This window comes from Mesorhizobium sp. LNHC229A00, assembly GCF_000502415.1.
In the GTDB taxonomy this organism is placed as follows: domain Bacteria; phylum Pseudomonadota; class Alphaproteobacteria; order Rhizobiales; family Rhizobiaceae; genus Mesorhizobium.
Map to the genome: position 1 here is coordinate 1 of NZ_AYWQ01000009.1, position 23036 is coordinate 23036.

Below are 23036 nucleotides of genomic sequence, written 5' to 3' on the forward strand. Positions count from 1 at the left end.
TTGCCATGGTCGACGTGACCAATCGTGCCGATGTTCACATGAGGCTTGGTGCGCTCGAATTTACCTTTTGCCATAGTCTCTTTCCTTGGACGGCCTGGACCTTCAGTTCAGTCGAATGCGGGGCGATTAGCGACAAAGGCCAAAAAACACAAGCGTCTTTTGCCCGGGCGCCATCTCACTCGGCCAGAACCCATGATCCGATTGCGGGGATATGGCGCTGATATAGGGATCCGCCGTTGAAAATGGAATGGGCGAAAACCGAGGGAGCGAAGCGAGGATTGCTCAGGCCTGCACGTCAGTCGCTGTCGGATTTATCAGCGGTTCATGGCCCATTGCGGCGGCGATCCGCGTCTGATTTCCTGCGCCGATGCATTTCATCCCGACTGCCGTTCGCGGCCCGCTGTTCATGATCGTCTCGACCGGGTCGTATTTGGTCAACGACACGATGATGAAGCTCGCCACGTCGGGTTTGCCCTCCTACGAAGTGCTCTTCCTACGTGGTGCCGCGGCAACGCTGTGGGGCCTTCCGCTGTTGTTTGCGCTCGGCTACGGCAAGCAGATCCCGCTGATCTTCGACAGGCGGGTGCTGCGCAGGAACCTCCTCGAACTGGCGGCGATCCTCTGTTACGTCGTCGCGCTCGCCAACATGCAGATCGCTGATTCCACCGCGTTGGGGCAGATCACGCCGCTGCTGATGCTGGTCGGCTCCTCGATCCTGTTTGGCGAGCGTATCGGCGGCCAACGCATGGCGCTGATCGGGCTGGGCTTCATCGGTGCGCTGATGGTGGCGCAGCCGACCATGCAAGGCATTTCGGTCTACGCCTTGCTGGCGCTCGGCAACGCGACATTCGCAGCCGCGCGCGATCTGGCCGGCCGCAAGATCGCCGCCGAAGTGCCAGGAATGATCGTGGCGATCTCGGCGGTCGTCGTGGTCCTGATCGGCGCAGGCGCCGCGCATCTGGTTTCCGAGCGCTGGGTGGCGCCGGAGGCGCACCATCTGATGTTGATGGCGGGAGCCGGTTTCTTCCTGATCTTCGGCCACTTCTTCATCTTCATGGCCTATCGCGTCGGGCCGACCGGCGCGGTGGCGCCGTTCTACTACTGCTTCACGGTCTGGGCCGTCATTTCGGGCCTGCTGGTGTTCGGGCAATTCCCCAATGCACTGGCGGTCTGCGGGATCCTGCTGGTTGTCGCCAGCGGGCTGACCATCGTGTCGCTGGACCAGCGCAAGCGTCGGCTGGCCGTGGTCGCCTGATCCGCGGCGGCGCACCGGCATATAACCAGACCAACGCCGTAAGTGCAGGCAGCACCGACGGCGGATCATCGCAATTCAGGATTCGGCAGCCGATAGTCTGCCGATCGCGACTAGATCGTCCGCTTGCCCGCGAACTGATGATAGGCCCACAACACCACGACGGCGCCCACGACGGCGACGATCAGGCTATAGATGTTGAGACCGGTCACACCCGAAGCACCGAAGGCGCTGAAGATCAGGCCGCCAACTATGGCGCCGACAATGCCGAGCACGATATCCATGATCATGCCCTGACCGGTCTTGTTGACGATCTTACTGCCAATGAACCCGGCAATGACGCCGAGAATGATCCAGCTGATGATACCCATTTTTTCCTCTCCATTCCTCCGCCAACCGGACATTTTCATATGATTGTCAAAAGCTCAAGCCAGCTTGAAATTCCGCCCGAATGCGCCATTGTTGAAGGCGGGCTAGGCTTGGTTGAGATGGAGGATCCACTATGGGACTTTTTGACAACGCCGTTCCCGGCGGCAATATCACCAAACCGCTGATGATCGCGCTCGGTGCGCTGCTGGTTGGAAAGATGCTGAGCGGCAGAAGCGCCGAACAGCCGGACCAGGCTCAAGCGCCCGCGCCCGCCGATCCCACGCCCGTCGGAACCGGGTCAGGTGACGGTGGGCTGCTCGGGGGACTGGGCGGGCTGCTCGACAAGCTCAAGAACGCCGGCCATGGCAACGTCGCCGACTCCTGGGTCGGCACCGGGCAGAACCAGTCGATCAACGCCAATGAGCTGGGCAACGCGATCGGACCGCAGGTCATTCGCGAGATCGCACAAAGGACGGGGCTCGACGAGCAGGAGCTGCTCAAGCAGCTATCGGCCGCCTTGCCCGGCATCGTCGACAAGCTGACCCCGAACGGCCAGGTACCGCAACAGCACCAGGTCGCCTCCGCCTTCAACAGCTGACGCGGCGCACACCAATGCCTGAAGCGCTGCGCGCCTGCCGCGCGGTGTTTCGGCTTGCCGGTTGTGTCGCTGAAAATCTGGAGCGGGTAGCGGGAATCGAACCCGCATATTCAGCTTGGAAGGCTGCTGCTCTACCACTGAGCTATACCCGCACCTTGCACTGAAGTACCGGATTCACCCGAAAAGCGCCATGCCCTTTTCGGTCCGATCCTTACGTTCAGGCTTCCGGGCCGGCAGTGGTGGAGAGGGTTGGATTCGAACCAACGTAAGCTAAGCTAACGGATTTACAGTCCGTCCCCTTTAACCACTCGGGCACCTCTCCAGTCTGCCGCCGGAGCCATGCAACGAGGCATTCTTGCCGATCCGGACCCGAGATAGATGTCTTCTCCGAAACCAGCGAAGCGCCTTATGGCGGCAAGGCCATTGGGTGTCAACCGCGCGGCCACGGTTTTTCGATGTTGTTCGCCGGCTGCGGCGACAGGGCATATCCTTGGCCGGAGGAGACGGCTATAGAAGCCGGCCATGAGCAACAATTCCAACACCCCCAAAGACACCCATTACGCCAAGCTGCGCCGCGCCTTTCGCGACGAGAAGAGCGGCGGCGCGCCGGCGTTCAAGCCACGGCAACCAGTGCCACCAGGCGAAAACGCAGCCGATGGGCTGGTGCGGCTCTATGGCCTGCATACGGTGCGCGCGGCACTCGACAATCCGCGCCGCCGGATCAAGAAAATACTGGTGACGCGCAATGCGGCCGAACGGCTCGAGATCGCCGATCTCGCCGCCCTGCCCTTCCAGGCTGAACTGGTCGAACCCAGGGACATCGACAAGATTACCGGATCGGACGCCGTGCACCAGGGGGTGCTGATCGAGGCCGAGGCGCTGAAGCCCAAGCACCTCGACGCACTTGGCGACACAAGGCTGGTGCTGGTGCTCGACCAGGTCACCGACCCGCACAATGTCGGCGCCATCCTGCGTTCGGCGGTCGCTTTCGGCGCTGGCGCGCTGATCACCACGGCGCGCCACAGCCCGCAGGAGTCAGGCGTGCTGGCAAAATCCGCCTCCGGTGCGCTTGAGCATATCGATCAGGTCGAGGTGAAGAACCTCGCCGATGCGCTCGGCCAGTTGCACGAAGCGGGCTTCCAGACCATCGGCCTCGATTCGGACGGGCCGGCTGAGCTCGAAACCAGCTTTGCCGGCGACAGGATCGCTTTGGTGCTCGGCGCCGAGGGCAAGGGCCTGCGGCAGAAGACGCGCGAGACGGTGACGACGCTGGCCCGCCTCGACATGCCCGGCGCCATCCGCTCGCTCAATGTCTCGAACGCGGCGGCGGTGAGCCTTTATGCGGCGCGGGCATTTCTGAAGCGCGGCTGACAGGAAGCGGCAAGCGCCTCCCGCCAGAAATCAAAACGGGTCCCGGCGATGCTTGCCGGAACCCGTTGCTGGGTTAAGACAGAAGTTGACGGCTTGGGAACGTTGAGCCGCCCTCTTCCGGCCTATGCCGCTTTGATTTCTTTTGCCTCCCTGCCGATCTCGAAATTCGCCATCCGCTCCAGCGCCCTGACCAGCGCGGAGTGATCTTCCTTCGCGCCGCCATTGGCGGCGCAGGAATTGAACAGTTGCTGGGTGGTCGAAGTGTTGGGCAGCGACACACCAAACGCCTTTGCTCCCTCCAGCGCCAGGTTGAGGTCCTTCTGGTGCAGTTCGATGCGGAAGCCCGGCGCGAAGGTGCGCTTGACCATGCGCTCGCCATGCACTTCGAGAATGCGCGAGGCGGCCAGCCCGCCCATCAGCGCCTGCCTGACCTTGGCTGGGTCGGCCCCCGCTTTCGATGCAAAAACAAGCGCTTCGGCGACGGCTTCAATGGTCAGCGCGACGACGATCTGGTTGGCCACCTTGGTGGTCTGGCCGACACCATTGGGCCCCACCAAAGTGATGTTCTTGCCCATTTTCTCGAACACGGGTTTTGCGCGCTCGAAGGCTGGTTCCTCACCACCGACCATGATGGTGAGCGAAGCCGCCCTGGCGCCGACCTCGCCGCCGGAAACCGGCGCGTCGAGATAGTCGCAACCGAGATCGTTGATCCTTTTGGCGAATTCCTTGGTCTCGATCGGCGAGATCGAACTCATGTCGATNGAGTTCAGACGTGTGCTCTTCCGATCTATCGGCGCACCCATGATGCCCAGCCCGATGAAGCCGATAGTTTCCATGTGTGTTCTCCGTCCTTGTTAGGCCGCGTTCTGTGGCGCCCCTTCTGGCCTGCCAGCCATCTTCCCCACAGGTGGGGAGATTGGCAGCTTCGGCGCGTCGCTCGCCCCTGCGACGCCGGAGGTTGGCGAAAGCCGTGATGCATTTCGATCTCCCCCCTCGTGGGGAGATGGCAGAGGGGGCGCGAACGCGAGTTCTACGAAATTCCGACGGCTATGCCGCGGCACTTCCCTGCCCGGTCAGTTCCCTGAACCACCCCAGACCGGCTTCCGTCCCTGCCTTCGGCTTGTACTCCGCGCCGATCCAGCCGGAATAACCAATCCGGTCGATATGCTCGTAGAGGAAGGGATAGTTGATCTCGCCCGTACCCGGCTCGTGACGGCCGGGATTGTCCGCAAGCTGGATATGCGCGATGCGGCCGAGGTTTGCCTCGATCTTACGGGCGAGATCCCCCTCCATGATCTGCATGTGGTAGATGTCATATTGCAGGTATAGGTTCTTCGAGCCGACGCGGTCGATCAGCGCCAGCGCCTGGTCCGAGTAGTTGAGGAAGAAGCCCGGGATATCGCGGGTGTTGATCGGCTCGATCAGCAGCTTGATGCCGGCTTGGTCGAGTTTCTCCGCCGCGAAAGCCAGGTTCTCGGCGAAGACATCCTCCAGCACCTTGCGGTCGACGTTGGCTGGCGCGATGCCGGCCAGGCAGTTGACCTGCCCGCAGCCAAGGGCCTGCGCGTAGGTGATCGCCTTGGCAATGCCCTGGCGGAATTCCGGCACGCGGTCCGGCAGCACGGCAATGCCGCGCTCGCCCTTGGCCCAGTCGCCGGCGGGCAGGTTGAACAGCACCTGTGTCAGGCCGTTCTTCTTCAGTCGGGCGGCGACCACCTCGGGCGGATGATCGTAAGGGCCGATATATTCGACCCCTTTGAAGCCGGCGCGGGCGGCGGCATCGAAACGGTCGAGGAAATCATGCTCGCCAAAGAGCATCGACAGATTGGCTGAAAAACGCGGCATTCCTTTTCTCCCTGCAGCATCGGACCCCAAAGTGGAAACAGGTTTTGGGATAATCCGATGCTCAAACAAAATCAGTCGAGCATCACGATCGCGGTCNCTCGCCAAAGAGCATCGACAGATTGGCTGAAAAACGCGGCATTCCTTTTCTCCCTGCAGCATCGGACCCAAAAGTGGAAACAGGTTTTGGGATAATCCGATGCTCAAACAAAATCAGTCGAGCATCACGATCGCGGTCGGCGCGTCTTCCTGATGTTCGGCAAGGTCCTCGAATTCGGTGATCTTGTCGATCTCGGTCCCCATCGAGATGTTAGTGACCCGTTCGAGAATGAATTCGAGCACGACTGGAACCTGGTGTTCCTTCAGCAACCGCTGCGCTTGCTTGAAGGCGCCGGCGAATTCCTCCGGCTTGCGCACCCTGACCGCCTTGCATCCCATCGCCTCGGCGACCGCGACATGGTCGACGCCATAGCCCGCCTCCGGATCGTCGGCCCGGTTGATGTTCTCGAAGGCAAGGCTGACCTCATAGTCCATCGAAAAGCCGCGCTGCGCCTGGCGGATGAGGCCGAGATAGGCATTGTTCACGACGACGTGGATATAGGGCAGCTTGTGCTGCGCGCCGACCGCCAGTTCCTCGATCATGAACTGGAAATCATAGTCGCCCGACAGCGCCACGATGGTGCGCTCGGGATCGGCGGCGCGCACGCCGAGTGCGGCCGGCAAGGTCCAACCGAGCGGGCCGGCCTGGCCGCAATTGATCCAGTTGCGCGGCTTGTAGACATGCAGGAACTGCGCGCCGGCGATTTGCGACAGGCCGATGGTGGTGACATAGGTGACGTCACGGCCGAACGCCATGTTCATCTCCTCGTAGACACGCTGCGGCTTCAGCGGCACCTGTTCGAAATGGGTTTTGCGCTTCATCGTCTTCTTGCGGCCCTGGCATTCCCTGGCCCAGCTCGACCAGTCGCGCAGCCTGCCCGCCATCTTCCACTCGGTCGCGACATCGAGCAGCATCTTCAGTGCCGCCCCCGCATCCGAAACGACGCCGAGATCGGGGGCGAAGACACGGCCTATTTGAGTGGGCTCGATGTCGACATGGATGAATTTCTTGCCCTTGGTGTAGACATCAACCGAACCCGTGTGACGGTTGGCCCAGCGGTTGCCGATGCCGAAGACGAAATCGGCTTCCAGCATGGTGGCGTTGCCGTAGCGGTGCGAGGTCTGCAGCCCGCACATGCCGGCCATCAGCCGGTGATCGTCGGGAATCGCGCCCCAACCCATCAGCGTGGGAATGACCGGAACGCCCGTGATCTCGGCAAACTCGATCAACAGGTCGGACGCGTCGGCATTGATGATGCCGCCGCCGGCAACGATCAGCGGCTTCTCGGCCGCGTTGAGCATCGCCAGCGCCTTTTCGGCCTGGGCGCGCGTCATCGCCGGCTTGAATGGGGTCAGCGGTTCATAGGCATCGATGTCGAACTCGATCTCGGCCAGTTGGACGTCGACCGGCAGGTCGATCAGCACCGGACCCGGCCGCGACGAGCGCATCAAATGGAACGCTTTTTGCAGCGCCATCGGCACCAGATAGGGCTCCATCACCGTCACCGCCCATTTGGCGACGGGCGCAGCGATCGCGGCGATGTCGACAGCCTGGAAATCCTCCTTGTTCAGCCGCGCGCGCGGCGCCTGTCCGGTGATGCACAGGATCGGAATGGAATCGGCCGCGGCCGAATAGAGCCCGGTTATCATATCGGTGCCGGCCGGCCCCGACGTGCCGATGCAGAGGCCGATATTGCCCGCCTTGGCGCGGGTATAGCCCTCAGCCATATGCGAGGCGCCCTCGACGTGGCGGGCGAGGACATGGCGGATCGTGCCCCTCGCCTTCAATCCCGAGTACAGCGGATTGATCGCCGCACCCGGCACGCCGAAGGCACAGGAGACGCCTTCCTTTTCGAGAACGAGAACCGCAGCATCGACAGCACGCATCCTGGCCATTTCCAGCCTCCACGAAATCATTGTTGGATGGCTAAGGATGTCACCGGCTTTTTGGTTTTTCAATTTTTTCAAAATATTTTTTCATTTCTAGAAAGCGGCTTTGACCAACTGATATTGTTGCATTTTCCCTTTTCCAGGATTTGCACCGAGAATTTCATGAAAAACTTTTTCATTGCATCTTGGGAGAAACGGTCGAGAATGCCTGCCCATGGAAACGAGCGAAAAACGTCAGCGTGGCCGCCCGCGCGCCTTCAATGGTCCGGCCGAAGCTGCCTCGGTGCAGTCGCTCGACCGGGCCTTGCGTATCCTGGCCATTGTCGCGGAAGGCAGCGGCCTGTCGCTGAGCGAGATATCGGCGCAGAGCGGGCTTGCCGCCTCCACCGCCTACCGCATGCTGACAACACTCGAAAACCACGGCATGGTCGAATTCGATACATCGGACCAGCTCTGGTCGATCGGCGTCGAGACCTACCGCATGGGCGCGGCGTTCCTGCGCCGCCGCAAGCTGGTCGACCGCGCCCGCATCGTCATGCAGGAACTGATGGAGAAGACCGGCGAGACCGCCAATCTCGGCGTCGCCGAGGACGATTGCGTGGTCTTCGTCAACCAGGTCGAGACGCACCAGGCGATCCGCGCCTTCTTCCGGCCGGGCACGCGCAGCCCTTTCCATGCCTCGGGAATCGGCAAGGCGGTGCTGGCGCATCTCGAACCGGAGCGCGTCGGAACCATCCTACGCAAGGCGGGCCTGCAGCGCTATACCGACAAGACCCTTTCCGACATCTCCGCCCTCGCCCACGATCTGGCCGTCATCAAGCATCGCGGCTGGTCGGTCGACGACGAGGAGCGCCATCCCGGCATGCGATGCGTGGCCGCCGCCATCTTCAATGAGTATGGCGAGCCGATCGGCGGCGTTTCCGTGTCCGGGCCGACGGTGCGGGTCACGCCCGAGCGATTGGCCGAGATCGGCCCGCTGGTGCGCGACGCGGCGGCCGAAGTGACGAAAATGATCGGCGGCTCGAAGGCAGGCTGATCAAGGGATAGACTAGACGCGCCGAAAATCTGTATGCCGCCGGCTGCATGGGATCTGACCGTCTTGCCGTCGCGTTCGAATGCATGCGAAAGGGGGCGAATGAGGAAAGTGGTTCAGCTTCTGCTCGCCATTTCGCTGTGCGGATGCGTGGCCGTGGCACCACGATCCGATGCCGGCGACCAGCGGGTCAATCCCATTCCGATCTCACTCGCGCTGGAGGAGATCATCACGGGCGGTATCCGCCAAAGGCTGCCGGATTCGGCCTCCGCCAGGTTCGGGACCATGCTCGCAGGCGAGCGAACTCTTGATGGCCGCCAGGAGATCGTGGTCTGCGGCACCGTCAATGCCAAAACCTCGTCCGGCGTCGGCGACAAGCCGTTCATCGCCAAGGTCTACCCGGATGCTTCAAGCCGCTTTGAACTGGTCGCGATGGGCGACGAAACCGAGGCTGCCCGGCTTCAGATTGGCGGCACCTGCCGCGCGGCCGGTCTGCCGATCCCCGACCCGAAGATGCACCTCTAGAAAGACGGTCTTCAAACGACGAAGAGGGGCTGCCTCGCAACCCCTCTTTCCAGTCGCCCGTCGCCACTCAGAGCTGGCAGTAATGGCTGTAGCCGTCGCGGCCGATATAGGTGTCGGAGTCCGGGTCGTAGCTGGAGTAGCGATCGAAGCAGCGGCGGACGTGCCAGGAACCGCCATCTTCATCGACATAGACGGTGCGCGGCGGCTGCTGGGCAAGCAGGCTGCCGAGAACGAAACCGCCGACGCCGGCGGCGATGCCGATGCCGAGGCCGTGGTGATGCGAGTGGGCCGCCGAGGGCTGGACGGTGCCGACCAAAGCGGCGGCGGCGACGGTGGTGGCGATGAGGCCGGAAACGACTGTGCGCTTGAACATGATGATCTCCTTGCTTGGTTTGGAGAGGCGAGCCATCCGCCTCTTGATGATCTGTCGTTGCGGCAAGGAAAAAGGTTCGACGGGTTTTTTAATTTTTTTCGAAGTAGCAGGAATTCGCTGCCTAAAAGGCGCGGCGACCCTCGCCGGCGTTGATCATCCATTCCGGCGCTTCAGGCACCTTGCGCCGATCGGTCATCGTCCGTGACGGCGACAGGAGGCGCCGTATCAGTGAGAAAAGGGCGGCCGAAGCCGCCCTATCCTGGATAGGTTTTCAATCAAGCCGCCAGGCTGCGCTCAATAGAGGATGATGTGGCGGTGGTGGTGACGATGATGGTGATGGCCATAGACCCACCAGTAATCGGGATAGTCCGGGTAATCCTGGTAGTAGAGGTAGTCGAAATGACGATGATGATGATGCATGCCATGAGCCGACGAGGACTGAACGGTGCCGGCGAGCGCGCCGGTTGCAACGACGATTGCGACGATGCCGGAAACGAAACTGCGCTTGAACATGATGACCTCCTGGATCTCTGATCGAGGCGACAATTCGCCCCTGAGGATCAGTCGGCGCGTCGCGGCAAAAGGTTCGACAGATCTGGAGATTTTTTGACGCAGTGTTGGCGAAACCGAGTAGGCAGTACCGGCTCACGCCATGACCGGTAGCTGCTCACTACTCACTACTCACTACTCACTACTCACTACTCACTACTCACTACTCACCCACTCAGCCCATGCCGGTGATATGCCGAAGCCAGAAGGCGAGCGCGATGAAGCCGATGATGGTGGTGACGCCAGTCCAGTCGACATTGGCCTTCTTCACATCGCTGATGAGCTTCACCAGCAGCATCCACGCCACGACGACGATAGGGAGAATGACGACAAGCCTGATCATGCGACACTCCGTTCAGCGCATTGCACTTACCCTGATGTAAGAAGCGCGTTCCCAGATTTCAGCATGCGGCTATGGCATCATCCACCACAGCTGATGCCCAAAAACGGAGTTTTGTCTTTACTGGCGCAACAAATATGCTAACCGGAGCGCCGTGCCCTTGTAGCTCAGCTGGTAGAGCAGCGGTTTTGTAAACCGAAGGTCGGCGGTTCGATTCCGTCCGGGGGCACCAGCCTACTCTCTTCGAGCTCCGGGTGGCGGGCCACCCCGAGTCCCTTGACGCAGGAGTGTCCTCCGAAACCCCCGTGTGGGGCGATTACGATCGCCACAACCTCTACGAAGCGCTCGCGATCTGGGCCGACACGTTCGTCCTGGTGAACGTATTCCTCACCCTCACCGACTTATAGACATAAGCGGCCCAGATGCCGGTCACCACAAACGAAGCTATGGGTGTCGCCAGCGCGTCGCCTGCGAGCACCTCGTTCACCGGAACTCCCAGAATTGACGAAGTCCAGATCGTATCGAGGATAAACACAGCAGGAATTGCAAACCATTGGCAGAGAAACAATTGCGGGAATCGACGGCTTCGCCGCAGCATTGAAACCAGCACCACCAGCTGAAGCGCCAGAAACGCCAGATTGAGGGCAACCTCGCCGTACACAGCCAGAGAGCCGTTTGGGAGGGTCATGATTTTCTGGTAGCCGTCGGCGGAATTGGCGAAATGGGCGAGCGTGCGCAGCGGTGACAATGTCTGGCCGATAGCCAGCAGCATCAGCCAGCCACCGAAGCCCACAAGAACCTCAGGATTTTGTGACGGCTTCGCTGCCGACCGGACAGCAAAGACAACAGGCACGCCGATCAACAGCAGCACGATCGCCCAATGCCAGATAGAAAACGTCCCCATTTACACTTCTCCTTCTTATGCTCCTCTAGGTTGTATCAGATTTCAAATTCAACTCAAGGGCAATCATCGCGTAAGACGCCGTCCGATGCCGAAGCGACGACTTCTCCTGCCTACTCCTGACGCCTCACACTCCGATCGCCGCCACCAATATCCGGTTCTGTCGCCGTATCGCGGCCCTCAACTCCGGTATCCTGGCGTCGTCCCGCTTCACGAATTCGATGAACATCATGTTCATGTTGTTGAAGATCAGTTCGCCGAGCGCCGTGCCGTCGATATCCTGCCGCACAAGGCCGATCTCCTGCAACCGGGCGATCAGCGCGCGGATCTGTTCGGTAAGCGAGCGGTCGAGGCCAGTGTAGCTTTGGCCGAACGGGCTGTCGGGCAGTTGCGTCGATATCGCCATCGCCTGCCGCCACATCTCCTTGCTGAGATAGTTCAGCGAGTGCTCGATATAGATGCCGATCAGCGTGTCCAGCGCGTCGCCGACATTGGCGGGCGGCCGGGCGACCACGCCGCGCCCGGCATTGAGCACCTCGTTGACTTCCATCGAGACGATGGCGCCGAGAATGTCGCCTTTGTTCTGGTAGTAATTGTAGATGGTGCCAATCGAGACTTCGGCTTGCGCGGCGATCGTCTCGATCTTGGCGCCCTCGTAGCCGGCCTCGCGAAAAAGCGCCGCCGCCGACTCGATGATGCGGCGGTGACGATCCGCCTTTTGCCTTGCCCGCAATCCGCTCATATCAGCCTCTTGCCACGAAAACAGAATTGACTCAATTTTAGAATTGGTTCAATTTTTTGCAAGAAGCCACGAAGGCAAGGAGAACACTCGATGGCCCTCAAATGCAGGAATGCGCTTTCAATCCTGAAGCGCCAGCTGTACGCCGCGTCCGCCGCCACGGCATTGCTGCTTGCGGCGGGCAGCCTTGCCGACGCCGCCGATCTCAACGCGCTGATCTGGTGCGACCATTCCGATCCGGCGCTGCTGCAGCCTTTCGAGGAGGCCAACAACGTCAAGGTCAATGTCAAGGAATTCGAAGGCACCGGGGCTGGGCTGGCCATCGTCGAGCAGTCGCAGCCCGGCGACTGGGATGTGATGGTGATCGATAGCATCGACGTGCCGCGCGGCGTCGAGAAAGGGCTGTTCGAGCCGCTGCCGGAAGACAAGCTGCCGTTCGCCGACCTCTTCCCGCAGGTGAAGATGGACGGCTCGACCGTTGTCGGCGGCAAGCGCTACGGCATCACCGAAAAATTCGGCTACAACACGATCGGCTTCAACAAGACAAAGGTCGACCCGGCGGACATGCAATCCTTGGCGTCGCTGACCGGCGACAAATACAAGGGCAAGGTCGCCATCTACGATTATTATCTCCCCGTCATCGGCATGGCGGCATTGGCCATCGGCAAGAAGACGGCCGATCTCACCGATGCCGACCTGCCCGCGCTCAAGGAAGAGCTGCTCAAGATGAAGGCCAATGCCAAGCTGGTCGGTGAAGTCACAGCCAGCCAGACCGCGCTGGCGACCGGCGAGGTCGACATATTGGTCGGCGGCGGCGAATGGGTGACGGCGGGGCTGGCCAAGGAAAACCCGGCGCTGGACTTCTCCATTCCGAAAGAAGGTGCGGTGCTGTGGTCGCAGTCGCTCGCCATGTTCAAGGATTCCAAGAACAAGGACATGGCGCTGAAATTCATCCAGTACATACTGAGCCCCGAAGGCCAGGCACGGCTCGCCACCTCGTCGTGTTACTGGGGCATGCCGTCCAACACCAAGGCCGCATTGACCGATGACCAGAAAAAGGTCCTGCGTTTCGACGAGCAGCCCGGCTTCCTCGCCCGTGCGCAGGCCTATCCGTCGCCGAATGCCGACCTCGACAAGAAGATGCAGGATATGTGGACCGAAATGCTGCAGGCCAAGTGAGCCGATACGCTGATGAGCGCTGCGGGAAACAGTGAGGGCGCGCGGACAGGCCTTGCCCTTCCCTGGGCGCTGGTCACCCCGGCACTCGGCTGGACGCTTCTCTTCTTCGTCCTGCCTTTCGTCGCCATGGGGCTTTCGAGCTTCACCGCGCAGGAGGGCGGCGGGGGCACCCTGTCCAACTACAGCCAATTCTTCACCAACCCCGCCTACTGGCAGGCGATGGTGAACTCGCTGCAGGTGACGGCGATCGTCACCGTGGCTTCCGTGTTGCTTGCCTATCCCTTCGCCTGGATTCTGGCCGAACAGGTTCCTGAACGCTGGCAGCGGCTGGCGCTGATGCTGGCCGTGCTGCCGTTCTGGACCTCCTATGTCGTGCGCTCCTACTCCTGGCTGCTGGTGCTGGCGCGGAACGGCGTCATCAACCGGGCGCTGACTGGCATCGGTATGGTCTCCGAACCGCTGCAGCTCGCCAATACGCGCCTGGCCACCGTCACCGGCTTCGTGCATTTCTTCGTCATGCTTTTGACGCTGACCATCTTCGCCAATCTGAAGCAGCTCAGCCCCAGTTACCGCAAGGCCGCCGCAGATCTCGGCGCCGGACCCGTGCGCACCTTCCTGCATGTCATCCTGCCATTGACCTTGCCCGGCATCATGGTCGGCGCTTTTCTCACTTTCGTGCTGTGCATCGGCGACTACATCACGCCGCAGATCCTCGGTGGGAACAACGAGCTTCTGATGCCGCAGTTGGTGATGATGCAGATTGGCCGGCGCGGCGATTTTCCATTGGCCTCGGCGCTGTCGATCATCCTGATGGCGGTCGTGACCATCGCCTACCTCGCCTGCGCCCGCTGGCTGAAGATCGAGCGGACCTGATCATGCGCAGCATTGCCCGCATCCCTTCCTGGATTTACGCGCTTGCCGTCTACGGCTTCATCTTCCTGCCGGTCGTCGTGCTGGTGCTGTTCTCGCTCCAGTCGACGTCCTTCCCCATTCCCCCGTTCACGGGCCCGTCGCTGCGCTGGTACGAGGCGGTTCTTTCCGATAGCCGGCTGACCTCGGCGCTGGTCAATTCGCTGCTGGTCGCGGTGCTTTCCTCGGCTGTAGCGGTCGTGCTCGGCTTCCTGTCGGCCTGGGGGTTCGCGCGCTTCGTCCTGCCAGGCTCGGGCCTGCTGCGTGGGTTGATCACCTTGCCGCTCACCGTCAGCTATCTCATCATCGGCATGGGGCTGCTGGTGCTGTTCAACTGGGCCGGCGTGCCGAAATCGCTGCTTGCCGCAGGCATCGGCCATGTCGTGATCAACCTGCCGCTGTGCTTCGCCATCATCTACAGCCAGTTGGGCGACCACCAGATCAACATCGAGCGCGCCGCGCGCGACCTCGGCGCGCCGGAATGGAAGGTGCTGCTGTTGATCACCGTGCCAGTCATGGCGCCGGCCATTTTCGCCGGCTTCTTCCTGTCGATGACCTTCTCCTGGGACGAGTTCGTGATATCCTTCCTGCTGACGCGCTTCGAGACCACGCTGCCGGTGGAGATCTGGAACCTGCTGCGCTCCGGCCTCAACCCCAAGACCAACGCGGTCGGGTCGCTGGTCTTTGCCGTCTCGATCGTGCTGGTGGTTTTCTTCGAATTGACCTTGCTGCGGAGAAAGCCGGCATGAATTCGCCCCTGGTCGATATCCGCGACGTCTCGCACCGCTTCGGCCAACATCCCGTGCTGAAGAATATCTCGCTGACGATAGCCGCCGGCAGCTATACGATCCTGCTTGGACCATCCGGTTCCGGCAAGACGACGCTGCTCTCCATTCTCGGTGGTTTTGTCAATCCGAGCGAAGGCAAGGTTCTCATCCGCGGTCAGGACTGCACCTCGGTGCCGCCGGCCAAACGCCCGACGACGACAGTGTTCCAGGATTATGCGCTGTTCCCGCATATGAGCGTCGGCGGCAATGTCGGTTTCGGCCTGCGCATGCAAGGTATCGACGGCGCGACGCGGGCGGCAAAAGCGCGCGAAGCCTTGACCCTAGTGGGTCTCGCCACCGCCTTCGACAAGAAGCCGCACCAGCTTTCCGGTGGCCAGCGCCAGCGCGTCGCCCTGGCGCGCGCGCTGGTGATCGAGCCGGCGGTGCTTCTGCTCGATGAGCCGCTCGGTGCGCTCGACCTGAAACTGCGCCGCCAGATGCAGGACGAATTGAAGGCGATCCAGAAGCGGGTCGGCACCNCCAGCGCCAGCGCGTCGCCCTGGCGCGCGCGCTGGTGATCGAGCCGGCGGTGCTTCTGCTCGATGAGCCGCTGGGTGCGCTCGACCTGAAACTGCGCCGCCAGATGCAGGACGAATTGAAGGCGATCCAGAAGCGGGTCGGCACCGCCTTCATCCATGTCACTCATGACCAGGAAGAAGCGATGGCGCTGGCCGACCATTGCGTGGTGATGAATGACGGCCGCATCGAGGACGAGGGGCCGCCCGAGCGCGTCTATGCGAGGCCGGCGACGCGTTTTTCCGCAACGTTCATGGGCGAGAGCACGATCCTTGCCGGCACTGTCATCGAGACCATGGACATGACGAGCATCGTCACGACACCGGTCGGACCGGTTTCCTTATCCAGTGCCTTGCCGTTGGGGTCTACCGCCGCACTGGCGATACGCCCTGAGCACCTTGTGCTTGGCGCTGTGTCGGCTGGCACGAAGCTCGGCAAGGCTGATGTGAGCGACGTCGTTTTCCAGGGTAGTTTCAAGCGCGTGCTGGCGACCTCCGTCGAAGAGCCCTCCCTGCGGTTTGTCGCCAAGCTGCCGGCAACCGCCATCGTCCATGCGGGCGACAGGGTCGCGATTTCGTGTGATACCGACCAGATCATCGTGCTGACGGATTGAACATGAGTATGCTTGCGGTCATCGAGGCACCGGACTGGTACGAAACAATCCGCATGGCCGACGGCATCACGCTGATCCACGAGCCATGGATAAAACCGTTCTTCCGCTGCAATATGTGGCATGTGCGCGGACGCGACCGCGATCTCCTGTTGGACACCGGCCTCGGTCATTTCAGCCTGCGCACCCATGTGTCCCTGGTGAGCGAACGCAAGCTGACTTGCGTTGCCAGCCACACGCATTTCGACCATATCGGCTGCCACCATGAGTTTTCCGATCGCTGCGTGCATTCGGCCGAAGCGGCAATCCTGGCCGATCCGCGCAACGAATGGACCGCTGCCGGCACCTATGCGACAGAAGAGATGTTCGATGGCTTGCCGCGGGGCTGGGACACGGCGCGCTATCGCATCCAGCCCGCGCCGACCGACCGTATGCTCGCGCATGGCGACATCATCGATCTCGGCGACCGGGCTTTCGAGGTCGTCCACACGCCAGGCCATTCGCCGGGCGGCATTGCGCTCTACGAGAAGAAGACCGGCATCCTGCTGTCCGGCGACATCATCTATGATGGCCCGCTGATCGACGATGTCTACCACTCGGACATACCAGATTACATGGCGACGCTGCTCGCCATGCGCGATCTCGACGTCTCGGTCGTCCATGGCGGCCATTTCCCGAGTTTCGGCAAAGTGCGCTATCGCCAGCTGATCGACGAATATCTGGCGCAGAAGCGACAGGCCGGCTGCCATCTGCGGCAGGCCGGAAGCGTCGCCGACAACCACTCCTCCTCGTCGCCGCGCGGTTGAAAGCGCTCTCCCAGGCCGACAATGTCCGAGCCGAAAAAACCGATTGCGTTGATCAAAAAGCAGGACGCCTGGTCTCCCGGTCCGGCACGCGAAAGTCTTCCACTCCAGAACGCCGCCGGTCAATTCGGCGCATGCTCGTTCCCAGGAAAGGAGGGAACAGAATCGGATTTCAGATCCGAAGCCCTACAGCGCCCTTTGCGGGCAAGGCATGCCGGCGGCATCGCCGCAACGTGACGCCGTGGGGATCGGCCTGGCGCTCATTTCTTCCGACTGGCGCACCAGTTCGGCGAAGACAAGCGCGAAACTTCCCAGCATGACAAAGACGATGATCAGGCGTGCTACCGGCAACATGTCGGCCTCGTCTGGCTGGCGCATATCCCCTGGCATCGGAAACCGCGGGATCGCGCACACAAATCTGAACTGCCGCAGCGTCCATTGCGTCCCAAAGGACAAGGTGATGCTGCGGGCGCCCCACGCCACCCATGCCGGCTAACATGATCGATCCGGCTTTACGAGACCTTAAGCCCGGCCTTAACCATCACATTCGCTCGCGCCATGACATCAACCGCGAGCGGCTGGTGCGGCGGCCCTGCCGCACCCTCGCCTCATGGGCTGACATAGGCTCTCTTTGCAGACCTGCCTGCCCATGCTACCCCGGCGCTGGCGCGCCAGAACCTGCCGGCGCCAATTGGTCGCGATCGGGGAACCATGAGCACAGCCACCAGCAGCATTGCCTTCGTCTCGTCCGACACAACAGACGCCAAGGCGGCGCTGGACAGCCTGTCGGCACGCTACGGCCAATGTTCGGTCGCCGAGGCGACCGTCGTGGTGGCGCTGGGCGGCGACGGCTTTCTGCTGCAAACCTTGCGCGACACGATGGGTACGGGAAAAAAGGTCTACGGCATGAACCGTGGCACCATCGGCTTCCTGATGAATGAGTACCGGTCCGGGGGACTCACCGAGCGCATCGCTGCCGCGGTCGCCGAAACGATCCGCCCGCTGGAGATGCTGGCGACCACCTCGGATGGCGAACACGTCACGGCACTGGCGATCAACGAAGTCGCGCTGTGGCGCCAATCCTATCAGACGGCCAAGATCCGCATCAGCATCGATGACCAGATACGGCTGGAGGAACTGAACTGCGACGGCGTCATGATCGCGACGCCGGCCGGATCGACCGCGTATAATCTTTCGGCCCACGGCCCGATCCTGCCTCTCGACGCGCCGCTTTTAGCTCTCACGCCGGTCAGCCCGTTTCGTCCGCGACGCTGGCGCGGCGCATTGCTCTCCAACAAGGCGACCGTGCGCTTCGACATTCTGGAGTCGGAAAAGCGGCCGGTGAACGCGGCCGCCGACCACACGGAGGTCAAGGCGGTGACCTCGGTCACGGTGCGGGAATCGCCAACGGCCACCGCGACTCTGCTGTTCGATCCCAACCACTCTTGGAACGAACGCATCCTGGCCGAACAGTTCCGTTACTGAGCCGGCACAGGGATACGAGGCCGGATTGAGCATCGCGATTAAGGTTACAACTTCACAATCGTGCCAATCCTGCCCGTTTCTGTTGACAAATCGCGGGCTTGCGCCTAATCGCAATACCAATCTTGCAGGCGCGTGGCGCTTGCCGCGACGAATGACGTTGCGCTTCCCCGAACCAGCCAAAGACAGCAACACTTGTCCTCAGACACGACGATCGCTCAAGAAGCGTTGACCTTTTCAGACCTCGGCCTGTCGCCGAAGGTGCTTTCCGCAGTCACCGATGCCGGCTATCTCCAGCCGACGCCGATCCAGGCTGGTGCGATCCCGCACGCCTTGCTCGGAAAGGACGTGCTGGGCATTGCCCAGACCGGCACCGGCAAGACCGCGTCCTTCGTGCTGCCGATGCTGACCCGGCTGGAAAAAGGCCGTGCCCGCGCCCGCATGCCACGCACGCTGATCCTGGAGCCGACGCGTGAGCTTGCCGCGCAGGTCGAGGAAAACTTCGTCAAATACGGCAAGAACCACAAGCTCAACATCGCGCTGCTGATCGGCGGGGTGTCGTTCGACGAACAGGACAAAAAGCTGGAGCGCGGCGCCGATGTGCTGATCGCTACGCCTGGCCGTCTGCTCGACCACCGCGAGCGCGGCAAGCTGCTGCTCAACGGTGTCGAGATCCTCGTCATCGACGAGGCGGACCGCATGCTCGACATGGGTTTCATTCCCGATATCGAGCGGATCTGCGAGATGATCCCGTTCACCCGGCAGACGCTGTTCTTCTCGGCGACCATGCCGCCAGAGATCACCAAGCTGACGGAAAAATTCCTGCATGCGCCGGTGCGCGTCGAGGTCTCCAAGGCCGCTTCGGCGGCCACCAACATCATCCAGCGGTTGGTCAAATCGGGCTCGAAGCCTTGGGACAAGCGTGAAACGCTGCGAAACCTGATCAAAGCCGAGGATGCGGAGCTGAAGAACGCGATCATCTTCTGCAACCGCAAGATCGAGGTTTCGGAGCTGTTCCGCTCGCTGCTGAAATATGATTTCGATGCCGGTGCGCTGCATGGCGACATGGATCAGCGCGCGCGCATGCAGATGCTGGCCAATTTCCGTGACGGCAAGCTGCGCTATCTCGTCGCCTCGGATGTCGCCGCGCGCGGCCTCGACATTCCCGATGTCAGCCATGTCTTTAACTACGACGTGCCGATCCATGCAGAGGACTATGTCCACCGCATCGGCCGCACCGGCCGTGCCGGACGCTCGGGCAAGTCCTTCACCATCGCGACCAAGTCCGACACCAAATATATCGACGCCATCGAACGGCTGATCGGGACCAAGATCGAGTGGCATGACGGCGACCTGTCGACGGTGGTTGCCAGCGAAGGCGAGGACGATGCTCCGCGCCGCGGCAAAGGCGCGCCGCGCCGCGCCGGCCGCAAGGACGAGGACCGCAACGACAGAGGCGGGCGCAAGAAGGGCGGCGAGCGTCGCGGCGGACACAGCGAGGAAGATGCCTCGGCCGTGGCTGCTCAACCGCAGGAGCAGCCCGATGTAGCGGAGACGGCCGATGTAGTCGAACGGCGCGCGCGCAAGGATGCAATCCGCTCGGAAAACACCGATCGCAAATCGTCAGACCGCAATGAGCCGCGCGCCCCTGAGCGCGGTGACACCAGGCCGCAGCGCAGCAACAGCCGCCCTGCCCGCCACCATCAGGAAGACAACGACGCCACAGTCGGCTTCGGCGACGACATGCCGGCCTTCATGCGCATCGTCGCCAAGGTCTGATTCCAGCCAGCAAAGCGCCTGGCCGGCTTGCCTTCCTTTGCCCGGCAGCCGAAAGCATTCGAGGAAAAGGCGCATAGCGCTCTTCCTCGCGAATTGCGGAAACGAAGACGTGGGGCGATTCAGGCGAGCGCTGGTCCGCTCCAGTTCACATCGGCCCGGGCATCATCTTGGTCGGTTTTTCCAGCATAGGAAACTCGGCCCTGTTGCATTTCACCTTCGGGTTCGTCGGACTGAACATGCCGTTCGGGTTGTCATCGAGCCAGGCATGAAGATCGTAGTGGACGAACTCCTTCGGGATGAGCGGGTAGTGTCCTTCCATCGGGCCCATGAAGGTTTGACCAAATAGCTTCGGCGGCGCCTTGATGTCCGGGGTTAGCGGCACCAGCCATTCCACGCCGACCAACTTCAGGCCTTTCTTGGTCGGCTCGTAGATCAGGACGTTGGGCTTCATCGGGTCCAGTTTCTGGCCGACGCTTGGAACGTTGACGAAATGGATGCCCATGGCGCCTTTCGGATAGTCCATGGAGCCGGGTATCTTTTCTCCGCTGTAGTAGACGCAGCCGACCGTCGAGAGATAGAGATCGCGGACGGCGGCGGTGTAGTCCTGATATTTGGCGAGCGATTTTTTCAACGCGTCGATGTCGGCCTTGTTGGCGTCCTCGGCATGAGCCGTGGCGAGGCCCAACCATGCACCTACAACACCTGTTAAAGCGAGGACGCCGCAGCGCCCAAGGCTGGCTGTTCTTGTCATGCATTCCTCCCAGATTTCATGATCTGGCCGTGCAAGAGCGAGGCGGCGGCAAAGACGTCGATTGCGCGGCCGATTAAACCGCCCCATCCCCTTTGGAACGCGGCAATGCTAATCCTTTCCACGGCTTCGGAAAAGAACTTATTAGATCTTGCTAATTTTATTTCACTGCTGTCACGAGACTGGGAACGCCAATATACGCCTGGACGAAAACGGCCCCCATTGGAGGCCGTTTTCGCGTCACAAGCACAATTCAGCTTTAGGTGAGCGGCGAAAGCTGGATCTCGACGCGTCGGTTCTGGGCCCGGCCCTCGGCCGTGGCATTGGAGGCGACGGGCCTGGTCTTGCCAAATCCGGTGACGGCGAAGCGGCGCTGATCGACGCCCTGGCCGGAGAGATAATTGGCGACCGCCAGTGCACGGCGCTGCGACAGGTCGAAATTGTGCTGGTCGCCACCGGTCGAATCGGTGTGGCCGAAAACGTCGACCGTGGTCTGCTTGAACTTCTTCAGCACCAGCGCCACCGAATTCAGCACCTGGTAGAAGCCGGGCTTCACCGCGTCCTGGTCGGTGTTGAAGGTGATGTCGGACGGCATGTTGAGGATGATCTGGTCGCCGCTGCGGGTGACGCTGACGCCGCTGCCCTCGAGCTGCCGGCGCAGTTCGGCCTCGTTCTGGTCCATCGTGGCGCCGATGGCGCCGCCGGCCAGCGCGCCGATGCCGGCGCCGATCAAGGCATTGCGGCGGTCATTGCCGCCGGCAAGCAGACCAAGGCTGGCACCGGCCAGAGCGCCGAGGCCCGCGCCCGCCGCCGTGTTGGAAATCTTCTGGTCGCCCGTATACGGGTCGGTGGTGGTGCACGCGGTCACGAGCAGAGCCGTCGCCATAACGACGAGCACGGTCTTCTTCATAGGATGGTCCCTCTCCAAGTCACGCCTTACGATGGCGCCAAATCAGCCCTTGCCGCGACTTGTACCATGAAATGCGGCGAAAAACGGAACGGGAAAAGCGCCTGCCAATTATCCAGTTGGCCGCCTGGTGTGGCTACCAGAGATTCTTGCCGTCAATGACCACCACTTCGACCTTGTCGAGATCGAAGTCATCGAACAGCCGCGCGTTGACGCTGATCTTCGGATTGTCGAAATCCGGCTCGCCGGTCGACCAGTCCGGCGTTTCAGTGAAGGTGCCGCAGCCGCAGGTTGCGCAAAAACCATGCTTTACGGTTTTTGAGCCCCACTGATAAAAGGAAACATTCTTCAGCGGCGTGACGAGCTTGAACTGCGATGGGGTATAGTAGGCCCAAAGCGAGCCGCGTTTCGAGCAGAACGAACAGGTACATTGCGTCACCGTCTGCGGCGCTTCCGACATCTCGAACATCGTCGCCTTGCAGTGGCAGCTTCCCTTGATGGCCATGAATATCACCTCTCCATTGTCCGCCGCCCAAGCGGCAAGGCACCATAAAGAAGCGATCCTGACAACTGGCCGTCAGCAGGCTTTTGCGCCAATGCACTTCAACAGTCGGCGCGGCTCAAAATGAGCGCGGCGGCACGAACAGACATATCGTCTTGCCGGCATCGAGACCGGCCTGATGCGCGCACCAGTGAAATTCGCCGTCAGGGCTGTCCTTGATGCGCTTGTCCGTCATCGGAACGACTTCGCCGGTGCCGGCAATCACATAGCCCTCGGGCTTCTCCAGCACTTCGCCGGTATGCGTGGCACGACAGTCATAGTTGGCGCAGCAGGCGAACGGATAACTCCAACCCTGCGGCTTTGCCTCCGTGGGCTTGGCATCATGAGCAAAGGCCGCAGGCGCGAACATCGCGACGGCAAACAGAGAAAACATAAGTCGGCCGACCGGTTGAACGGCTCGGGCCGATCTGGGCGTGGCAGCAGACATGGGACGTTCCTTTCGAGCGTCAAGCTTTTCGCCTGCCCGTTCCCGGAACGTGTCTTCCCAGTGGCCGGATCATCAGTCGCAGATATGCCGCGTCCGGCCATAAATGCTTTTTGTCTCCCAGCATTTGGATGCTGGGCTGATTCCTTGGTCGGCGCAAGAAGCCGCTGCGCCCAGATAGGGGCGCACGCCATAAGCACACTGCTACCGCTGACGAGATTCAAGCCAGGTAAGTTCCCGGCAGGCGGGGCATGCAAACAACGGGATTGGTCCCGGACTAGTTCCAGCCGGTCAAATCCAATCACATGCTCTTGATTGACCGCGACAGTTCCGACGATCGCCCGCAAAGGAGGATCAGCCGCCATGCAGCCGACGAAGCCATGGGCAGCCGGCCGAACGGCGAACACTC

General features: G+C 61.6%; 26 protein-coding genes, 3 tRNA genes and 2 pseudogenes. 14 read left to right on the forward strand and 17 right to left on the reverse strand.

The genetic code is table 11. The annotated features are described in order from the left end of the window. Positions 1-74: pseudogene (locus tag X742_RS1000000172580) on the reverse strand (elongation factor Tu); the annotation flags it as partial. Positions 75-282: 208 nt separating this feature from the next. Next, positions 283-462 carry a hypothetical protein gene (locus X742_RS1000000175805; RefSeq protein ID WP_245273901.1) on the reverse strand — a complete coding sequence of 60 codons (180 nt, stop codon included), beginning with the start codon at positions 460-462 and terminating at the stop codon, positions 283-285. Here X742_RS1000000175805 and X742_RS151565 point away from each other — a divergent pair. Next, entirely contained in the window at positions 407-1255 is an 849-nt protein-coding gene (locus tag X742_RS151565; RefSeq protein ID WP_348524179.1) for a DMT family transporter, read from the forward strand. The two genes, X742_RS1000000175805 and X742_RS151565, sit on opposite strands and share 56 nt — an antisense overlap. Positions 1256-1365: 110 nt before the next feature. On the opposite strand, the gene X742_RS151560 is transcribed toward X742_RS151565, so the two are convergent. Continuing rightward, positions 1366-1623, reverse strand: a complete 258-nt coding sequence (locus tag X742_RS151560; RefSeq protein WP_015318000.1) for a GlsB/YeaQ/YmgE family stress response membrane protein — start codon at positions 1621-1623, stop codon at positions 1366-1368. A 131-nt stretch (positions 1624-1754) separates the two neighbouring features. On the opposite strand from X742_RS151560, the gene X742_RS151555 reads away from it, so the two are divergent. Further along, positions 1755-2219, forward strand: a complete 465-nt coding sequence (locus X742_RS151555) for a YidB family protein (RefSeq protein ID WP_023773055.1) — start codon at positions 1755-1757, stop codon at positions 2217-2219. Positions 2220-2297: 78 nt separating this feature from the next. On the opposite strand, the gene X742_RS151550 is transcribed toward X742_RS151555, so the two are convergent. Both X742_RS151550 and X742_RS151545 read right to left on the reverse strand, forming a co-directional pair. Further along, positions 2298-2371: transfer RNA gene (locus X742_RS151550), tRNA-Gly, on the reverse strand. Between the two features lie 85 nt (positions 2372-2456). Further along, positions 2457-2541 (reverse strand) — tRNA-Tyr (locus X742_RS151545). A gap of 200 nt (positions 2542-2741) precedes the next feature. On the opposite strand from X742_RS151545, the gene X742_RS151540 reads away from it, so the two are divergent. Next, complete coding sequence (locus tag X742_RS151540; RefSeq protein WP_023773056.1) at positions 2742-3590, forward strand: RNA methyltransferase; 849 nt, start codon at positions 2742-2744, stop codon at positions 3588-3590. Between the two features lie 1047 nt (positions 3591-4637). Here the strand turns inward: X742_RS151540 and otnI are convergent. Both otnI and gcl read right to left on the reverse strand, forming a co-directional pair. Next, on the reverse strand, positions 4638-5435 hold the full coding sequence (gene otnI / locus X742_RS151530; RefSeq protein ID WP_023773058.1) for a 2-oxo-tetronate isomerase: 798 nt from the start codon (positions 5433-5435) through the stop codon (positions 4638-4640). Positions 5436-5645: 210 nt separating this feature from the next. Continuing rightward, positions 5646-7427, reverse strand: coding sequence for a glyoxylate carboligase (gcl, locus tag X742_RS151525; protein WP_023773059.1), 1782 nt, complete (start codon positions 7425-7427; stop codon positions 5646-5648). Between the two features lie 208 nt (positions 7428-7635). Between gcl and bhcR the strand changes: the two genes are divergently transcribed. After that, the gene (bhcR, locus tag X742_RS151520; protein ID WP_023773060.1) at positions 7636-8457 is read left to right on the forward strand and encodes an HTH-type transcriptional regulator BhcR; all 822 of its coding nucleotides are present in this window, start codon (positions 7636-7638) and stop codon (positions 8455-8457) included. A gap of 99 nt (positions 8458-8556) precedes the next feature. Further along, positions 8557-8979: a hypothetical protein gene (locus X742_RS151515; RefSeq protein ID WP_023773061.1), complete on the forward strand. Its 423-nt coding sequence runs from the start codon at positions 8557-8559 to the stop codon at positions 8977-8979. Positions 8980-9046: 67 nt separating this feature from the next. Here X742_RS151515 and X742_RS151510 read toward each other — a convergent pair whose 3' ends face one another. Next, positions 9047-9352 carry a BA14K family protein gene (locus tag X742_RS151510; RefSeq protein WP_023773062.1) on the reverse strand — a complete coding sequence of 102 codons (306 nt, stop codon included), beginning with the start codon at positions 9350-9352 and terminating at the stop codon, positions 9047-9049. On the opposite strand from X742_RS151510, the gene X742_RS1000000174035 reads away from it, so the two are divergent. Further along, entirely contained in the window at positions 9345-9557 is a 213-nt protein-coding gene (locus X742_RS1000000174035; RefSeq protein ID WP_156939398.1) for a hypothetical protein, read from the forward strand. The genes X742_RS151510 and X742_RS1000000174035 overlap by 8 nt on opposite strands. A gap of 89 nt (positions 9558-9646) precedes the next feature. On the opposite strand, the gene X742_RS151505 is transcribed toward X742_RS1000000174035, so the two are convergent. Then, the gene (locus X742_RS151505; RefSeq protein ID WP_023773063.1) at positions 9647-9865 is read right to left on the reverse strand and encodes a hypothetical protein; all 219 of its coding nucleotides are present in this window, start codon (positions 9863-9865) and stop codon (positions 9647-9649) included. A gap of 211 nt (positions 9866-10076) precedes the next feature. Continuing rightward, a complete protein-coding gene (locus X742_RS1000000172585) occupies positions 10077-10244 on the reverse strand; it encodes a hypothetical protein (protein WP_023773064.1) in 168 nt (55 codons plus the stop codon). Between the two features lie 153 nt (positions 10245-10397). On the opposite strand from X742_RS1000000172585, the gene X742_RS151500 reads away from it, so the two are divergent. Then, a tRNA-Thr gene (locus tag X742_RS151500) sits at positions 10398-10473 on the forward strand. 102 nt (positions 10474-10575) lie between these two features. Here the strand turns inward: X742_RS151500 and X742_RS151495 are convergent. Beyond that, complete coding sequence (locus tag X742_RS151495; protein WP_023773065.1) at positions 10576-11145, reverse strand: DUF2569 family protein; 570 nt, start codon at positions 11143-11145, stop codon at positions 10576-10578. Between the two features lie 124 nt (positions 11146-11269). Continuing rightward, on the reverse strand, positions 11270-11884 hold the full coding sequence (locus X742_RS151490; RefSeq protein WP_023773066.1) for a TetR/AcrR family transcriptional regulator: 615 nt from the start codon (positions 11882-11884) through the stop codon (positions 11270-11272). Between the two features lie 90 nt (positions 11885-11974). Between X742_RS151490 and X742_RS151485 the strand changes: the two genes are divergently transcribed. The 5 genes and pseudogenes from X742_RS151485 to X742_RS151470 all read left to right on the forward strand — a co-directional run bounded on the left by X742_RS151485 (position 11975) and on the right by X742_RS151470 (position 16728). Then, positions 11975-13060: a spermidine/putrescine ABC transporter substrate-binding protein gene (locus tag X742_RS151485; RefSeq protein WP_023773067.1), complete on the forward strand. Its 1086-nt coding sequence runs from the start codon at positions 11975-11977 to the stop codon at positions 13058-13060. A 12-nt stretch (positions 13061-13072) separates the two neighbouring features. Further along, a complete protein-coding gene (locus tag X742_RS151480; RefSeq protein ID WP_023773068.1) occupies positions 13073-13933 on the forward strand; it encodes an ABC transporter permease in 861 nt (286 codons plus the stop codon). Between the two features lie 2 nt (positions 13934-13935). Further along, positions 13936-14718, forward strand: a complete 783-nt coding sequence (locus X742_RS151475) for an ABC transporter permease (RefSeq protein WP_023773069.1) — start codon at positions 13936-13938, stop codon at positions 14716-14718. Further along, positions 14715-15925: pseudogene (locus X742_RS1000000175810) on the forward strand (ATP-binding cassette domain-containing protein). Before X742_RS151475 ends, X742_RS1000000175810 begins: the two are co-directional and overlap by 4 nt. A 2-nt stretch (positions 15926-15927) precedes the next feature. After that, positions 15928-16728, forward strand: coding sequence for an MBL fold metallo-hydrolase (locus X742_RS151470; RefSeq protein WP_023773070.1), 801 nt, complete (start codon positions 15928-15930; stop codon positions 16726-16728). 183 nt (positions 16729-16911) lie between these two features. Here X742_RS151470 and X742_RS1000000172590 read toward each other — a convergent pair whose 3' ends face one another. Next, a complete protein-coding gene (locus X742_RS1000000172590; protein WP_245273899.1) occupies positions 16912-17079 on the reverse strand; it encodes a hypothetical protein in 168 nt (55 codons plus the stop codon). Between the two features lie 357 nt (positions 17080-17436). Between X742_RS1000000172590 and X742_RS151465 the strand changes: the two genes are divergently transcribed. Together X742_RS151465 and X742_RS151460 are read left to right on the forward strand one after the other, a co-directional pair. Further along, positions 17437-18210, forward strand: coding sequence for an NAD kinase (locus X742_RS151465; RefSeq protein WP_023773072.1), 774 nt, complete (start codon positions 17437-17439; stop codon positions 18208-18210). A gap of 192 nt (positions 18211-18402) precedes the next feature. After that, positions 18403-19986: a DEAD/DEAH box helicase gene (locus tag X742_RS151460; protein WP_031241235.1), complete on the forward strand. Its 1584-nt coding sequence runs from the start codon at positions 18403-18405 to the stop codon at positions 19984-19986. A gap of 145 nt (positions 19987-20131) precedes the next feature. On the opposite strand, the gene X742_RS151455 is transcribed toward X742_RS151460, so the two are convergent. The 4 genes from X742_RS151455 to X742_RS151440 form a co-directional block, all read right to left on the reverse strand. Then, complete coding sequence (locus tag X742_RS151455) at positions 20132-20737, reverse strand: hypothetical protein (protein ID WP_023773074.1); 606 nt, start codon at positions 20735-20737, stop codon at positions 20132-20134. A gap of 256 nt (positions 20738-20993) precedes the next feature. After that, entirely contained in the window at positions 20994-21644 is a 651-nt protein-coding gene (locus X742_RS151450; RefSeq protein WP_023773075.1) for an OmpA family protein, read from the reverse strand. 133 nt (positions 21645-21777) lie between these two features. Next, on the reverse strand, positions 21778-22146 hold the full coding sequence (locus X742_RS151445) for a GFA family protein (protein WP_023773076.1): 369 nt from the start codon (positions 22144-22146) through the stop codon (positions 21778-21780). Between the two features lie 115 nt (positions 22147-22261). Beyond that, positions 22262-22630 carry a hypothetical protein gene (locus X742_RS151440; RefSeq protein WP_023773077.1) on the reverse strand — a complete coding sequence of 123 codons (369 nt, stop codon included), beginning with the start codon at positions 22628-22630 and terminating at the stop codon, positions 22262-22264. Positions 22631-23036 lie beyond the last annotated feature (406 nt).

Excerpts from the sequence above, each read along its gene's own strand:
- X742_RS151565 (WP_348524179.1), top strand. The coding sequence starts at position 407 with ATGATCGTCTCGACCGGGTCGTATTTGGTCAACGACACGATGATGAAG.
- X742_RS151560 (WP_015318000.1), bottom strand. The coding sequence starts at position 1,623 with ATGGGTATCATCAGCTGGATCATTCTCGGCGTCATTGCCGGGTTCATT.
- X742_RS151555 (WP_023773055.1), top strand. The coding sequence starts at position 1,755 with ATGGGACTTTTTGACAACGCCGTTCCCGGCGGCAATATCACCAAACCG.
- X742_RS151540 (WP_023773056.1), top strand. The coding sequence starts at position 2,742 with ATGAGCAACAATTCCAACACCCCCAAAGACACCCATTACGCCAAGCTG.
- otnI (WP_023773058.1), bottom strand. The coding sequence starts at position 5,435 with ATGCCGCGTTTTTCAGCCAATCTGTCGATGCTCTTTGGCGAGCATGAT.
- gcl (WP_023773059.1), bottom strand. The coding sequence starts at position 7,427 with ATGGCCAGGATGCGTGCTGTCGATGCTGCGGTTCTCGTTCTCGAAAAG.
- bhcR (WP_023773060.1), top strand. The coding sequence starts at position 7,636 with ATGGAAACGAGCGAAAAACGTCAGCGTGGCCGCCCGCGCGCCTTCAAT.
- X742_RS151515 (WP_023773061.1), top strand. The coding sequence starts at position 8,557 with ATGAGGAAAGTGGTTCAGCTTCTGCTCGCCATTTCGCTGTGCGGATGC.
- X742_RS151510 (WP_023773062.1), bottom strand. The coding sequence starts at position 9,352 with ATGTTCAAGCGCACAGTCGTTTCCGGCCTCATCGCCACCACCGTCGCC.
- X742_RS151505 (WP_023773063.1), bottom strand. The coding sequence starts at position 9,865 with ATGTTCAAGCGCAGTTTCGTTTCCGGCATCGTCGCAATCGTCGTTGCA.
- X742_RS1000000172585 (WP_023773064.1), bottom strand. The coding sequence starts at position 10,244 with ATGATCAGGCTTGTCGTCATTCTCCCTATCGTCGTCGTGGCGTGGATG.
- X742_RS151495 (WP_023773065.1), bottom strand. The coding sequence starts at position 11,145 with ATGGGGACGTTTTCTATCTGGCATTGGGCGATCGTGCTGCTGTTGATC.
- X742_RS151490 (WP_023773066.1), bottom strand. The coding sequence starts at position 11,884 with ATGAGCGGATTGCGGGCAAGGCAAAAGGCGGATCGTCACCGCCGCATC.
- X742_RS151485 (WP_023773067.1), top strand. The coding sequence starts at position 11,975 with ATGGCCCTCAAATGCAGGAATGCGCTTTCAATCCTGAAGCGCCAGCTG.
- X742_RS151480 (WP_023773068.1), top strand. The coding sequence starts at position 13,073 with ATGAGCGCTGCGGGAAACAGTGAGGGCGCGCGGACAGGCCTTGCCCTT.
- X742_RS151475 (WP_023773069.1), top strand. The coding sequence starts at position 13,936 with ATGCGCAGCATTGCCCGCATCCCTTCCTGGATTTACGCGCTTGCCGTC.
- X742_RS151470 (WP_023773070.1), top strand. The coding sequence starts at position 15,928 with ATGAGTATGCTTGCGGTCATCGAGGCACCGGACTGGTACGAAACAATC.
- X742_RS1000000172590 (WP_245273899.1), bottom strand. The coding sequence starts at position 17,079 with ATGTTGCCGGTAGCACGCCTGATCATCGTCTTTGTCATGCTGGGAAGT.
- X742_RS151465 (WP_023773072.1), top strand. The coding sequence starts at position 17,437 with ATGAGCACAGCCACCAGCAGCATTGCCTTCGTCTCGTCCGACACAACA.
- X742_RS151455 (WP_023773074.1), bottom strand. The coding sequence starts at position 20,737 with ATGACAAGAACAGCCAGCCTTGGGCGCTGCGGCGTCCTCGCTTTAACA.
- X742_RS151450 (WP_023773075.1), bottom strand. The coding sequence starts at position 21,644 with ATGAAGAAGACCGTGCTCGTCGTTATGGCGACGGCTCTGCTCGTGACC.
- X742_RS151445 (WP_023773076.1), bottom strand. The coding sequence starts at position 22,146 with ATGGCCATCAAGGGAAGCTGCCACTGCAAGGCGACGATGTTCGAGATG.
- X742_RS151440 (WP_023773077.1), bottom strand. The coding sequence starts at position 22,630 with ATGTCTGCTGCCACGCCCAGATCGGCCCGAGCCGTTCAACCGGTCGGC.